This window comes from Ferrimonas balearica, from assembly GCF_019802055.1.
GTDB classification, from domain to species: domain Bacteria; phylum Pseudomonadota; class Gammaproteobacteria; order Enterobacterales; family Shewanellaceae; genus Ferrimonas; species Ferrimonas balearica_A.
Genome location: NZ_JAHVHW010000004.1, coordinates 577,059 through 590,804, shown reverse-complemented (window position 1 = coordinate 590,804; position 13,746 = coordinate 577,059). Strand labels below are relative to the sequence as shown.

Here is a 13,746-nt window from a genome sequence, read left to right as displayed (position 1 = left end):
GCCATTGAATGGCCTTTTGGCCCGCCGCAGTGTACGGCGGGCACCATGGGCACAGGAGGTGCCCTGACCCGTTTCGTTCTATCTACTGGAGTCTGACAAGATGGCTTTGATCTCTCTGCGCCAGATGCTCGACCACGCCGCCGAGCATAACTACGGTGTACCCGCTTTTAACGTAAACAACCTGGAGCAGATGCGCGCCATCATGCAGGCCGCCGAGGAAACCGATTCTCCGGTGATCGTGCAGGCCTCCGCCGGTGCCCGTAAGTACGCTCGTCCCCAGTTCCTGCGTTACCTGATGAACGCTGCGCTGGAGCAGTACCCGGACGTTCCGGTCTGTATCCACCAGGACCACGGCACCTCCCCGGACGTGTGCCAGCGCTCCATCCAGATGGGCTTCAGCTCCGTTATGATGGACGGCTCTCTGCGTGAAGATGGCAAAACTCCGGCGGATTACGGCTACAACGTGCAGGTGACTCAGCGCACCGTGGCGTTTGCCCACGCTTGTGGTGTGTCCGTTGAGGGTGAAATCGGCTGTCTGGGCAGCCTGGAAACCGGTATGGCCGGTGAAGAAGATGGTGTTGGCGCCGAAGGCGTACTGAGCCATGACCAACTGCTGACCGATCCGGAAGAGGCCGCCCGCTTTGTGGCTGCCACCAAGGTGGATGCCCTGGCCATCGCCATCGGTACCAGCCACGGTGCCTACAAGTTCTCCAAGAAACCGACCGGTGACGTACTGCGCATCGACCGCATCAAGGAGATCCACGCCCGTATCCCTGATACCCACCTGGTAATGCACGGTTCCTCCTCCGTACCGCAGGAGTGGCTGGAAGTGATCAACCGCTTCGGTGGTGAGATCCCGGAAACCTACGGTGTGCCGGTTGAAGAGATCGTGGAAGGCATCAAGTACGGTGTTCGTAAAGTGAACATCGATACCGACCTGCGCCTGGCCTCTACCGGTGCCGTGCGCAAGTTCCTGGCGGAGAACCCGTCTGAATTCGACCCGCGTAAGTTCCTGCAAGCCTCTATGGTCGCCATGGCAGGCATCTGTAAGGATCGCTACGAAGCCTTCGGTTGTGCTGGCATGGGCTCCAAGATCAAGCCGCTGTCCCTGCAGGCGATGTACAAGCGCTACCTGTCCGGTGAACTGGACCCGAAAGTGCACATCTGATTCAGACTCAGCCGAGAAAACGCCTGCTTTTGCAGGCGTTTTTTTTGCCTGATGGTGTGATGTTGGTAGAATGTTGCTGTTTTCCGGGCGTTGTGTGATCCGGAGTTTCAGGGAGTGAACATGAAATCGATTACCACAGTAACCGCCGGTGTACTGCTGGCCATGAGCGTTTCCGCTCCAGCCATGGCGGAAGATGAGCCGTCACCACCGCCTCCGCCGTTCAGTGGCGGCGTCGAGCTGGGTGCCACCATCGTTTCCGGCAACACCGAAACCACGAACATCAAGGGTAAGGTGGACGCCACCCACATCATTGGCGACCTGAAAAATCAGTACCTGCTCGACATTCTGTACGCCGAAGACACCGGCGAGCGCTCCGCAGAGCGTTACTACGCACTGTACCAGGGGGACTACCCCGCCGAGGGCAAGCAGTACTTCTTCGGCATGGTGGACGGTGAGATCGATAAGTTTACTGACTACGAATACATCATCAGTTCCGCGCTCGGCTATGGTCGTCGCATCATTGAGCAGGACACCATGACCCTGATCGCGGAAGCGGGCCCCGGTTACAGCTTTAAGAAGTACGATGATGACCTGCGTCCGGATGACGAGGATGAGAGCGATCTTATCGCCCGCGTGAAAGTGGATTTCTGGTGGCAGTTCTCCGACAGCGCGGAGTTTGGTCAACTGGTTACCTCAAACATCGCTCTTGGTGACGGCTCCACCATCACCCGTAGCGAGACTTACGTTTCTGCCGCTCTGGTAGGCAGCCTGGCAATGAAACTCTCCTACAGCGTCAAGCACGACACCGATCCGGGCCCGGGGAACAAGAGCACGGACACCACACTGGCCGCGACACTGCTCTACAAGTTCTGATAACGAAAAACACCGCCATCCGGCGGTGTTTTTTTTCCCAGCCTTACACCAACTCCTATGGAGGTGGTGATCGTTCCATCGGGGCCCTGCCCGCAGAGCTGAAATGAGAAGGAGAGGGAGCGAGGAGCGTTCGCCGCGCCGGAGGCATAGGGGAGTCCAGAGGGGCGCTAGCCCTTCTGGCGGCCGTCGGGCCGCTCCCGGCAGCGGGGGTAATGGCGTCGCTACAGTCACATGCCTGTGGCATCCCCGAAAACAAAAAGCCGCCCTTGAAGGGGGCTAATCAAAGCCACCTGCTATGCAGGTAAATATTTACTCTCTGGATTACGGCACCGGATTACCATCCGGTGTGTACTCCGCATCATCCCGTACCCGGATATCACCGGTAAGGTTGTCGTAGGTCATCTGTAGGGTGGGCTGGCCTTTCTGGACAAAGTGCGCGGCAACATAGATGCAGGTATTGCCGCTGTATGTCACGCCCACGTCGGAATCGATCTGACCAATGTGGTTAACGCTGTCAGTGCCCTCGGCGGTCAGGTCGGTATCGGTCAGGCCATGCCAAAGCTCGACACACGCATCAAACTGGTGCGCATTGGCGGTGATGCTATAGGGCCAGCCGGTGTCAGTGGAATCGACATCAGCGTCTCCAAAGCTGGGCAGGTCTTGCACGGCAGAGGTGTGTCCGGCGGCCAGCCAGCCGTTATGGTAGAGCCGGGTGGCACTTTCAAACGCGGCAAATTCGGTGCGGATAGCGCTCGCTCTAGCCTCATCCTGAAGGTCGATAAAACGGGGCAGGGCGATCACCGCCAAAATCCCCAGAATGATAATTACGACAACCAGTTCGATGAGGGTAAACCCTCGGCTTTTGGATACTGCCATACTGCCTCCCAATGCGCTTCAGGCGCCGATTATGCGCCGAACACTTTATGAGTCAAATGAACTCGAGTTCATCTTGGCGTTATCTGCTGAGCGAGTGATTTAGCGCAAAAAAGCCGCCCTTTAAGGCGGCTTTCGTTAAATCGGTCTGGGGAGAATCAGGCGCTGTTTCGGGTGTGGGCCTGGCAGTAGGCTTGCCCGGACAGCGTCGCCCGAACCACCGCAGCCCGGGCATTGTCCAGTACCTGGTGCCAGGACTGCCCCGGATGACTTTGCGCCAGGCCGATGGTCAGGTCCTCCCGCAGCCCGCCCTCCTCAAGAAGGTGGAGCAGGTTGGCAGCCAGGGTCGTGGCGTCACTGTCGTTCCAGCCGGGCAGCAGAACCGCCGTCTCGCCGACCTCCCCCTCTTCACCCAGCATGGCGTCTTTGGGCAGCGCACCATCCAGTAACTGAATCAGTTTGTGCTGTCGGAACAGCAGCGCGTCCGAGTCATTGAAGGTGGCAAGGGCGTTGGGGTGGCTCTGGCTGAACAGGATAAGCGCACTGCTCAGATGGCCGGACTGTTGCAGCACCCGCGCCAGGTTGTGATGGGGACGCAAGCCGGTGCTGTTGACCGAGTCATCCAGCTTCTGATCCATCAGGGGGGTGAGGGTGAGCACCTGGTAGCTGTCATCCTGGCCAAAGGCGTCACCCTGCTGGAGATTGACCAGACAGCGAACCACGCCACCATCGCCCCGGCGGAACCAAAGGGCGCCCTGCCAATATCCGCGATTGACCAATTGATGGTGCAGGCTTTGCTCCAGATCGGGGTTGGTCAGTTGCAGCAGAGAGAGCCACTGGGTCCCCTCAAGGCGCTCCTGTGGTTGGCTGAGGATTCGGCCCATTGCTCGGTTGATCACTTTGATGCGCTGGTTACTGTCGATCAGAGCCAGGCCGCTGGCGCTGTCCGTCAACTGCTCCAATCGGCGGATCTGCCGCTCCTGATCCTGCTGATGCTGCCCCTCTTCCAGGGTCAGCAGATAGATGCGTTCATTATCATCAATGGGGATAGCGCGAATGGTGGTTTTGACCACCAGCTTAGGCTGGTGGCGCACAACCAGCCGTCCCTCCCAGTAACCGGAGCCGCGCATCAGTTGCCAGATCATATCGACGCCGAGGCTGTCACTGTCAAACAGGTGGCTGAAGCGTCTGTCCTGCAACCGTTCGGGCGTCAGGCTCAGTTGGTCAGAGGCGGTGGGGTTGGCCGTGATGCAGCGACCATCGACGCTGAAGATCAGCAGCCCCTGGCTGCCGTGGTAGAGCTGTTCAAGCAGGCGCTCTGCCCGGGCGCGTCCGCGGCTGTGATCCTCCTGGTAGCGGCGGTGCCACATCAACCGGGCCAACACCAGAATCAACACCAGAGCGGCAACGGTGATCTGTCGCTGGTAGCGTTGCACCAACGGATGCTGCGCCTCGTTGTCCAGGTAGGTCACCAGATAGAGCGGTGACTGGGAACCGGGGCGAACCTGCATGTAGATGTAGTGGTAGTTGCCCTTTTGTAATTGGCCGAAATCGTTCTGCTGCATGCTCTTCCACAACTCGGGATGGCGACCGGGAAGGGGAGAGTGGCCGATCTCACCACTGCGGTTGATGCCAAAACAGTTGCCGCGGGAATCCACCAGAACCAAGGGGGTGCTGTTGGAGTTGTCCACCGCTTTGAACTTTTTCCAGGTCTCCGCCATCTCGACAGTAAACAGCATCGCCCTGGCACCGTGGGGGCTGCCAGACACGGGGGCGACCATGTAGCGGTAGGCTTGGTTGCCCTGCAGTTGAAGCGGCGAGCTGAACACCTCACCGGGATCCAGTTCACTGATGATCTGCTGGAGGTGGCGACGGGAAAGGTGGAAATGGGGGTCCTGGCCCTGGCTCAACATGATGCTGCCTTCGCCATCAAGAATCGCGATGCGGCGGAAGCTGTTTTCTGTGGTGAGCAGTTGCTGAAGAAAGGCTTTAAGGGGGTCGATATCGAGAGTGGGCTGTTTGAGCAGGTGGGAAGCGATGCCGTATTGGGCCATCAACTGAGCCCGGGTTTCCAGACGAAACATGCCATCGTTGATGCGATCACTGAACACCTGGAGTTCACTGAAGCGGTGCTCGGACAGGCGGGCCCGAAGCATCTCCGCATTAACACTCATGGCACCGAGGGCGATCCCGGCGATCAGCAGAACCATCAGAAGCAGCTGCCAGATAAAGGGCAACTGTTTATGAGAGGTGGCGTGCTCAAAGCCTGCCAGGACCCTGCTCAGGTCCGCTCTGGTTTCGGTGGATCCAGACACATCGGCCATCCTTGCGCAAAAGGTGGCCCGATGTTAGCACGAGGTTGAGAGCCTGAGCCAGTTGGGTTGGCTCAGGCTGTGGCGTGGTTACCGAAGAATTACTCGGTGCCTTTGTCCGCGTTGGGGGAACGGCGTTTGCCGATGTTCTTGCGGTCGCGATGACGTTGCTTTTTCGCCTCTGGAGCGGCTTTGCTGCTCTTGGCGTCCGCTTTCCCTTTACCGGTGCGTTTCTTCTTTTTCCCCTTGTCGTCGGCCTTTTTCTTCGGCTTGGTGAACTTCGGGGTCTTGGTGCGAGGTCTCAGAGACTCAATCACACGGGGTTTGATCGGCTCATCCACGTAACGCTGGATCTTATCCAGCATCGGCATGTCGTGCGCTTCCACCAGGTTGATGGCGGTGCCTTTGGCGCCAGCGCGCGCGGTTCGGCCGATGCGGTGCAGATAGACATCACTGGTGCGCGGCAGATCGTAGTTGAAGACGTGGGTGATGCTGGGGATATCGATGCCACGAGCGGCCACATCGGTTGCCACCAGCACCTGCACATGACCCGAACGGAACCGCTCCAGCGCGTCATCCCGCTTGCCTTGCACCATCGCACCCTGCAGCACGGCAGTACGGATCTTGGCGGCAAACAGTTTGGCGTGCAGCTCGGTGGCCTTTTCCCGGGTCTTGGTGAAGATCACCGCGCGGGTGCACTCCGGATCGGCCAGCAGACGCTTCAGCAGCTTGAACTTGTGGTCAACGTCATCGGCACGGTAGTAGTACTGAGTGATCTTTTTGCGCTCACTGCGGGGCGGGTTGGCATGGCAATGCACCGGGTCATCCAGCAGTTCACGAACAAAGTTGTCCAGACCCGAGCCCTCCAGCGTGGCGGAGAACAGCATGGTCTGCTTACGCCAGCGGGTCTCGGCGGCGATGCGATCCACTACCGGCATAAAGCCCATGTCGAGCATCCGGTCGGCTTCATCGATGATCATCACTTCCACCTGGCGGGGATCAAACTTCTCCTCCTCCAGGTACATGATCAGACGACCGGGGGTGGCCACCAGGATGTCGAGGTTCTGCTTCAGCAGGTCCGCATCCAACTGGTAGTCCTTGCCGCCAACGATGGCGCCGATCTCCAGGGAGGTACCAGCCAACAGTTTGGCGCCGTACTCCTTCACCTGCTGGGCCAACTCGCGGGTCGGTGTCAGTACCAGCACCCGGGCATGGCCGGACTCCCGACGGGGGAAGTCGAGCAGATGCTGCAGGGCCGGCAGCAGGTAAGCGGCGGTCTTGCCGGTGCCGGTGGGGGCACTGGCCAGGACATCGCGCGCCTCCAGCGCGGCTTCCAGAACGGCGCGCTGAATGGTAGTGGGTTTGGTGTAACCGCTCTTGGCCAGCGCCTTTTCCAGGCGCGGATCCAGATCAAAATCGGTGAAACTCATGAAAATCAGGATCCCATCTTGAGATAGAAGTCTTGGGTTAAGGCGCAAAACGCCTCGCTGTAGCCGCCATCCTGGCCGTGGATCATCAGATCCTCCTGCTGAACCTCAGCAGTCTGTGCGCCAAACTGCAACAGCCAGCGCTGGGCCGGTTTGCCTGCCCGACTGGACAGGGCGCAGCGACGCTGGAGGTGGAGGCCAAAATCGGTTGCCTGTTCGATCAACTGTGCTGCTTCAACAACGGGCAGGATCAGGCTGGCACAGCCCTCTGGGTGAAGCAAGCGAGCCAGTGCATTCAACAGCGCCGAGTGACTCAGCGTGTCCACATGGCGAGCCAGGGCCCGGGCGTCAGAGCGTTGGCTTCGCTCACCACTGGTGAAGTAGGGCGGATTGCAGATGATGGCATCAAAGGGGACTGCCACCTGCCACTGTCTGATGTCCGCCTGAACCAGAGCCAATCGCTCGGGCCAGGGACTGGCTTCGAAGTTATCTTGCGCCTGCCGGGCGGCGGCTTCATCCAGCTCTACCGCCGTAATGTGGGCAGCGCTTCGCTGCGCGCACATCAGTGCCAACAGGCCGGATCCGGTGCCGAGATCGAGCACCCGACCAGTATCCGGCAGTCTTGCCCAGGCCCCCAGAACCACCCCATCGGTGCTCACCGGCATGCCGCAACCGCGATCATCCACGTGAAACTGTTTAAAGGTGAAGGGCATCAAGGTGCTCCGGAAATTTAAGGCGGCAGACTCTAGCAGATTTTCGCCAGTTTGGCTGTAGCCTCGTTGAGGGGCAAATGTAGCGGCGGTGTATTCAATGGTTAAGGTTTGGGTTTTGCTATTGTGGTTGTAGGTAGGGGCTGGTATTAGTTGCAGCCGTTAGTCAGCACCCCGCGTCGCCAGTGAAGAACAAAAAGTGACCAGAAGGTCATTCGGCGACATCGGAATGCGGCACGTTGATGAAAAAATCGCCAAGTGATGAGGCGATGTTGGGGTCCGGAGGTGTCAACCTGGCTTTACAGGTTTGGTCGCGCAACGGACAGTTTCAAGTAGTGATAACAAGAACATGCCGCAGTAGAGGTTTATTTTGAGCAAGCGATTAACCACCACCGATACCTTAAGCTTAGGTTTCATGTTGTTCGCCTTCTTCCTGGGCGCGGGCAACATCATCTTCCCGCCGATGGCTGGTATGAGCGCGGGTGAAAACCTGCTGCCCGCCATGTTGGGCTTCCTGGTCACTGCGGTGGGTCTGCCTCTGTTGGGCCTGATCGCCGTTGCTAAGGCCGGGGGCGGCATTCCCGTTATCACCCGCCTGCTGCCCGCCTGGGTAGGCACCGCTGTCGCCGTGGCGATCTTTATCGTGATTGGTCCGGCGTTCGCCGCACCTCGTACCGGTCTGGTGGCCTATGAAATTGGCCTGCTGCCCTTCCTGAGCGAAGGCACCGCCATGACCCAACTGGCCTTTACCTTTGTCTTCTTTGTTCTGGCGGTTGGTCTGGCTCTGCGCCCCGGCAAGCTGCTGGATACCGTTGGCAAGATGCTGACTCCTGCCCTGATTCTGTTGCTGGCGGTACTGTCCATCTCTGTACTGGTGGCGCCTCAGGATCCGATCGGCGCAGCGTCCGGCGCCTGGAAAGAGAGCGCCTTCACCACCGGCTTCCTGGAAGGTTACATGACCATGGACGCCCTGGGCGCCCTGATGTTCGGTACCCTGATGGTGGACATCCTCCGTCGCAAAGGGGTTTCTGATGCCGCCAGCCAGGCAGGCTACCTGATGAAGGCTGGCGTGATCGCTGCCATCGGTCTGGCCGTGGTGTACATCTCCCTGTTCTACCTGGGTGCTACCAGCTCTGTACTGGCGGCGGGCTCTGAGAATGGCGGTGCGGTACTGAGCGCCTACGTGATGAAAGTGTTTGGCACTCCGGGCCTGTTCATCCTCTCTGCCGTGGTGACTCTGGCCTGTCTGACCACCGCTGTAGGTCTGATCTCCGCCTGTTCCGAGTACTTCAACGAGCTGCTGCCGAAAGTGAGCTACCGTAACTGGGTACTGATCAACGCTACCGCTTGTGCCGTAGTGGCCAATGTTGGCCTGGCTCAGTTGATCACCATCTCCATCCCGGTACTCTTTATCGTGTACCCGGTGGCCATGGCTCTGATCATGTATGCCTTTGCCAGCAAGCAGATCAGCCAGAAGAAGACCGTACTGGGCGCCATGATTGCCGTTGCCTTCAGCACCGGCGTACTGAGTGGCCTGAATGTGGCTGGCGTTGCTGAGCCGCTGGTGAACGCCTTCAGCTTCCTGCCGCTGTACGATAAGCATATGGCCTGGTTGCCGCTGACCCTGATGGTGGCGGTTGCTGGTATCGCCTACAAGCGCGGCGAGCGTGCTGTGGTTGCTGAGCCGGTACAGGGTTAATTCACTGCCCAATGTTCTTCAAGCCCCGCCTGATGGCGGGGCTTTTTGATCGCGCTTTGGGTAAGCGGTAAATCAACGGTTTACGTCAACGGCATGCCGAAAAGTGTCGCGCTACGACAAAAAGTTGTCAGCTGGTAACAATTCTGAAACCTGACATTGAGTTAGGTTGGCCTCCATGGAACTGCGTCAATCAGGCGCTGCAACTAGGAAGGCTGCACACTCATGTCCCATTCATCAAGAATCCCCTTTGCGCCCTCGTTGTTGGCGAGTCTGATCGCCCTGAGCTTTTCCCCCGCCACCCTGGCTGAGGCTGATGCTGATGCCCTCTCCGAGGTGGAGCGCAAAACCCTGGAAGTGATCGAAGTCCGGTCCCAGAAGCGGGTCGAGAGCCTGCAGGATGTGCCGGTGTCCGTTTACACCATGGATGGCGCCATGCTGGCCGAGAACAGCATCTCCCAGATGGAGGAGCTGTCGGCCTACGTTCCCAACTTCTCAGTGACCAAGTCCGGTCAGGGTTACAACATCTATATGCGTGGTCTGGGCTCCGGCGCGAATCAGGGCTTTGAGCAGACCGTCGGAACCTATGTGGATGGCATCTACCGTGGCCGCGGCATCCTGATGCGCAGCGCCTTTGTGGATCTGGAGATGGTGGAGGTGTTGCGCGGGCCGCAGAGCACCCTGTTTGGCATGAACACCACGGCCGGGGCGCTGAACCTGACCACCAAGAATCCCACCGACCTGTTTGAAGCGGGCATCACCACCAGTTACTTCACGGAGGGGGACAAGGTGGACGTTGAGGGCTACCTGTCCGGCCCTCTGACCGACACCCTGAACGCCCGGTTGGTGGCCAAGTATGAAAACGACCAGGGCTACATCTACAACGCCGCCACCGACGACACCATGCCTGCCCGGGAAAGTGTGGTAGCGCGTCTGACCCTGGATTGGCAACCGACGGATCGTTTCAACGCCAACCTCAAGCTGCAGTTTGATGACGACAGCACCGAAGGACGGCCGCTGGTGGTGGTGGCGGAACCGGCGCTGATTGCGGCGAACGACCCGGTGCTGGATCAGCTTGGTTACTACACCTTGAGCCACGAAACCGCCCGCACCAATCCGGCCATCGGTGAGGAGGAGCGGGAAGACGCCAGCATCCACTACGCCACGCTCAATCTCAGCTATGACTTCGACAGCCACACTCTGGATGCGCTCACCGGCTGGCTCAGCTATACGCTCGATGGCAGCAAGGACCAGGACTCCACCCGCCGGGTGCTGATGTACTCCCCCTTCTTCGAGGAAAGCTATGACCAGTTCAGCCAGGAGCTGCGGCTGACCTCCAATCTGGATGGCGACCTGAACTACATCGTCGGCGCCTATTACCAGAGTAGCGATCTGAGCTACCAGGAGGACTCGGCGGTCTATCCGCTGGCGGTGCGTGGCCTGCGTGACTTTGAGAGCGACTCTGACCTGTGGGCGTTGTTTGCCCAGCTGGATTACCAGTTGACCGAGCGCTGGAGCACCACCCTGGGGCTGCGTTACAGCGACGAACAGAAGTCGGGCCGAAAGCGGATGGACCTGGTGGATCCCTTCAGCGGCACGCCCGTTGCCGAGATGCCGCTGGTGACGCCGCCCGCTCTCGCTTCCACCCTGCAGGCGCTGAATATTCCTGGTCTGCCCGGTGCCGCTTACGTGGCGATGCTGGGGCCCAATCTGCCCTACCTTGATCCCTTGCTGTTCGGCACCCCGACGCAAAATGTGCCCAACCCCTTGCTGGGCACCATTGAGCCTCATGACATTGCTGCGGAGCGGGATGACAGCCACCTGACCCCTTCTCTGACCCTGAGCTACGACACCGGCAACAGCCTGCTGTACGCCACGGTCGCTACGGGCGTGAAGGCGGGCGGCTTTGATGCCCGTTCCAACCTGGCGGGTAACTTTGAGTTCGAATCGGAGGAGGTGATCTCCTACGAAGTGGGCAGCAAGCTGACGCTGGGGGGCGGCATCGCCGACCTCAACATCGCCGCCTTTGTGATGCAATTTGATGACCTGCAAACCTCAACCTTCGACGGCCAGGTGGGCTTCGTGGTGGAGAACGCCGGGGAAGCCACCACCAAGGGCATCGAGGTGGATGGGCGTTGGTTGCTGACCGATGAACTGATCCTCTCCGGCAGCCTGGGCTGGCTCGACTTCAATTGGGACTCCTTCAAAGGCGCCAAGTGTTTCACCAGTACCGTACTCAAGCCCGACAACGTCGAACCCAATGGCCGCACCTGCGACCTGACCGGTGAAACCAACATCCTGGCGCCGGAACTGAGCGCCAGCCTGCGCCTGGATTACGCCCGCTACGTGTTTGACAGCCTGGAGTGGCGTACCACCTTCGACGTGAACTACCAGTCTGAGGTGTACACCTCTACCGATCTCAACCCGCTGACTCAGCAGGACGCGTTCGCCAAGATCAATGCCCGTACCGCACTGGTATCCGACGATGGCTGGGAAGTGGCACTGGTGGGGAAAAACCTGACCGATGAGATCACCAGCAACTTCTCATTTGATACCCCGTTCACTCCAGGCGTGTACAGCCAGATGGTGGAGCCGGGTCGCAGCATTGGCGTTCAGCTGCGTTACACCTTTTACTGACAAAGCATTGGGCACCCATCGGGGCCCGTCGGAAGGAGCCGTTAATTCATGAATCTCTCTCCCTTGGCGCTGTGCCTGGCAGCCAGCGCCCTTGTTCTTACCGCCTGTTCCCGGCCGGAGCCTGTGCCGGTGCCGAAAGGCGAGGCCTCCGCGAACACGGTCGCGGCCCAACAGCAGGTGCGGGACACCCTGCCCTTTGATGACGAAACCGATTTCACCCTGGCCCGGCGCGGCCTGATCGCGGCGGCCGAGGTGATCGATATCCACCGGGGCGAGGAGCGGATCTGGTCCGCTCAACAGTTCGATTTTCTGGCGGAAGCGGCTCCGGATACCGCCAACCCCAGTCTCTGGCGCCAGGCGCAGCTCAATAACCTTCGTGGTCTGTTTGAAGTGGTGCCGGGGATCTACCAGTTGCGCGGTTTCGATCTGGCCAACATGACCCTGATCGAGGGGGAGAACGGCTGGATCGTGGTGGACCCGCTGACGGCCAAAGAGTCCGCCCATGCGGCGTTGGAGTTCGCGTTCGAGCATCTTGAGCGCAAGCCGATCTCCGCCATCATCTTCACTCACGCCCACATCGACCACTTTGGCGGCGCGCTGGCGGTGGCTTCGCTGAAACAGGTGCAAAATGGCGAGGTGCCGGTGATCGCGCCGGAGCATTTTATGGAAGCGGCCACCAGCGAAAACATCATTGCGGGTGTGGCGATGGGGCGGCGGACTCAGCTGATGTATGGCACCGAGTTGCCTGTGGCGGCGGATGGCTACATCGGTTCCGGCCTGGGTAAGGGGCCGGTGATGGGCAGCTTTGGCATCCTGCCTCCGAGCCGGGTGATTGAAGAAACCGGAGAGCGCCTCACCATCGATGGCGTCGAGATGGTGTTCCAGCTGACACCGGAAACCGAGTCCCCCTCTGAGTTCACCTTTTACCTGCCGCAATACAAAGCGTTCTGCGGTGCTGAACTGGTGTCCCGCAATATGCACAACATCTACACGCTGCGCGGAGCCCAGGCGAGGGATGCCCTACGCTGGAGCCACTTTATCGATGAAGCGCGACAGATGTTCGACGAGTCGGAAGTCTACTTTGCCAGTCACCACTGGCCCCTCTGGGGGCAGGGTGAGATCCAGGACTTCCTCACCAAGCAGCGCGACATCTACAAATACGTTCATGACCAGACCGTGCGCTGGTTCAATCAGGGCCTGAATGCGGAAGAGATCGCTGAGCGAATCACTTTGCCCGAGTCGCTGGCGCAGAACTGGTCCACCCGTGGCTACCACGGCTCGCTGAAGCACAACGCCAAGGCGGTATACCAGTTCTACCTGGGCTGGTATGACGGCAACCCGGCCAATCTGGACCCACTGCCAATTGAGGCGAAGGCGGGACGGTATGTGGCCCTGATGGGGGGCAGTGAAGGGGTGATGGCGGCGGCGCAGCAGGCGGTGGACAGCGGTGAGTATCGCTGGGCAGCAGAGCTGCTTAACCACCTGGTGTTTGCCGAACCGGAGCACCAGAGTGCCCGGGCACTGCTGGCTCAGGCCTATCGCCAACTGGGGTTCCAGGCGGAAGCGGGCTCCTGGCGTAACAGCTATCTGGTGGCGGCACAGGAGTTACAACAGGGTGCACCGAAGCGGGGGGTCGATCTGGCGGCGATGCGCGATGTGCTGGCTCAGACCTCCGTCGACAAGTTCTTCCAGTCGATGGCGGTACGCCTGAAGGCGGAGGAGGCGGAAGGGGTCGACACTCAGGTCGCTATCCGTTTCAGTGACCTCAACCAGCAATACCGGCTGTGGGTGGAGAACGCAGTGATGCACTTCCGGGCCGTGCCGGTTGGTGAGGTGGCCGACGCCGACGTCACCCTTACCCTGACTCAACCGTTGCTGGTGGATATGCTGACCGGCCAGCTCGGTCTGAGTGAGACTCTGTTTTCCGATTCCCTGTCCGTGGATGGCAACCCGCTGACATTGCTTAACTTCTTCCGTCTGTTCGACCAGCCGGATGGTCGATTCAACCTGGTGACGCCTTGAGCAGGCGGCGCCCAACGCACAGAGTAAG

General features: G+C 59.7%; 9 protein-coding genes. 5 read left to right on the top strand and 4 right to left on the bottom strand.

Annotated elements, in window-relative coordinates:
* Positions 1-100 precede the first annotated feature (100 nt).
* Both fba and KUV52_RS03590 read left to right on the top strand, forming a co-directional pair.
* Positions 101-1,168 (top strand): class II fructose-bisphosphate aldolase, encoded by a 1,068-nt coding sequence (fba, locus tag KUV52_RS03595; protein WP_013346584.1) that lies wholly within the window; start codon positions 101-103, stop codon positions 1,166-1,168.
* 120 nt (positions 1,169-1,288) lie between these two features.
* A complete protein-coding gene (locus KUV52_RS03590; RefSeq protein WP_222524549.1) occupies positions 1,289-2,041 on the top strand; it encodes a YdiY family protein in 753 nt (250 codons plus the stop codon).
* 321 nt (positions 2,042-2,362) lie between these two features.
* Here the strand turns inward: KUV52_RS03590 and KUV52_RS18985 are convergent, their stop codons facing one another.
* The 4 genes from KUV52_RS18985 to KUV52_RS03570 all read right to left on the bottom strand — a co-directional run bounded on the left by KUV52_RS18985 (position 2,363) and on the right by KUV52_RS03570 (position 7,366).
* The gene (locus KUV52_RS18985) at positions 2,363-2,917 is read right to left on the bottom strand and encodes a type II secretion system protein (RefSeq protein WP_222524548.1); all 555 of its coding nucleotides are present in this window, start codon (positions 2,915-2,917) and stop codon (positions 2,363-2,365) included.
* Between the two features lie 155 nt (positions 2,918-3,072).
* On the bottom strand, positions 3,073-5,229 hold the full coding sequence (locus KUV52_RS18980; RefSeq protein ID WP_222524547.1) for a PAS domain-containing protein: 2,157 nt from the start codon (positions 5,227-5,229) through the stop codon (positions 3,073-3,075).
* Positions 5,230-5,327: 98 nt separating this feature from the next.
* Positions 5,328-6,656, bottom strand: coding sequence for an ATP-dependent RNA helicase SrmB (gene srmB, locus KUV52_RS03575; protein ID WP_222524546.1), 1,329 nt, complete (start codon positions 6,654-6,656; stop codon positions 5,328-5,330).
* Positions 6,657-6,661: 5 nt separating this feature from the next.
* Positions 6,662-7,366, bottom strand: coding sequence for a tRNA1(Val) (adenine(37)-N6)-methyltransferase (locus tag KUV52_RS03570; RefSeq protein WP_222524545.1), 705 nt, complete (start codon positions 7,364-7,366; stop codon positions 6,662-6,664).
* Between the two features lie 367 nt (positions 7,367-7,733).
* Here KUV52_RS03570 and brnQ point away from each other — a divergent pair, with 367 nt between their 5' ends.
* The 3 genes from brnQ to KUV52_RS03555 all read left to right on the top strand — a co-directional run bounded on the left by brnQ (position 7,734) and on the right by KUV52_RS03555 (position 13,718).
* Positions 7,734-9,062, top strand: a complete 1,329-nt coding sequence (gene brnQ, locus KUV52_RS03565) for a branched-chain amino acid transport system II carrier protein (RefSeq protein WP_222524544.1) — start codon at positions 7,734-7,736, stop codon at positions 9,060-9,062.
* 222 nt (positions 9,063-9,284) lie between these two features.
* Entirely contained in the window at positions 9,285-11,696 is a 2,412-nt protein-coding gene (locus KUV52_RS03560; protein WP_222524543.1) for a TonB-dependent receptor, read from the top strand.
* A gap of 48 nt (positions 11,697-11,744) precedes the next feature.
* Positions 11,745-13,718, top strand: coding sequence for an alkyl/aryl-sulfatase (locus KUV52_RS03555; protein ID WP_222524542.1), 1,974 nt, complete (start codon positions 11,745-11,747; stop codon positions 13,716-13,718).
* The last annotated feature ends 28 nt before the right edge of the window (positions 13,719-13,746 follow it).

Excerpts from the sequence above, each read along its gene's own strand:
- fba (WP_013346584.1), top strand. The coding sequence starts at position 101 with ATGGCTTTGATCTCTCTGCGCCAGATGCTCGACCACGCCGCCGAGCAT.
- KUV52_RS03590 (WP_222524549.1), top strand. The coding sequence starts at position 1,289 with ATGAAATCGATTACCACAGTAACCGCCGGTGTACTGCTGGCCATGAGC.
- KUV52_RS18985 (WP_222524548.1), bottom strand. The coding sequence starts at position 2,917 with ATGGCAGTATCCAAAAGCCGAGGGTTTACCCTCATCGAACTGGTTGTC.
- srmB (WP_222524546.1), bottom strand. The coding sequence starts at position 6,656 with ATGAGTTTCACCGATTTTGATCTGGATCCGCGCCTGGAAAAGGCGCTG.
- KUV52_RS03570 (WP_222524545.1), bottom strand. The coding sequence starts at position 7,366 with ATGCCCTTCACCTTTAAACAGTTTCACGTGGATGATCGCGGTTGCGGC.
- KUV52_RS03560 (WP_222524543.1), top strand. The coding sequence starts at position 9,285 with ATGTCCCATTCATCAAGAATCCCCTTTGCGCCCTCGTTGTTGGCGAGT.
- KUV52_RS03555 (WP_222524542.1), top strand. The coding sequence starts at position 11,745 with ATGAATCTCTCTCCCTTGGCGCTGTGCCTGGCAGCCAGCGCCCTTGTT.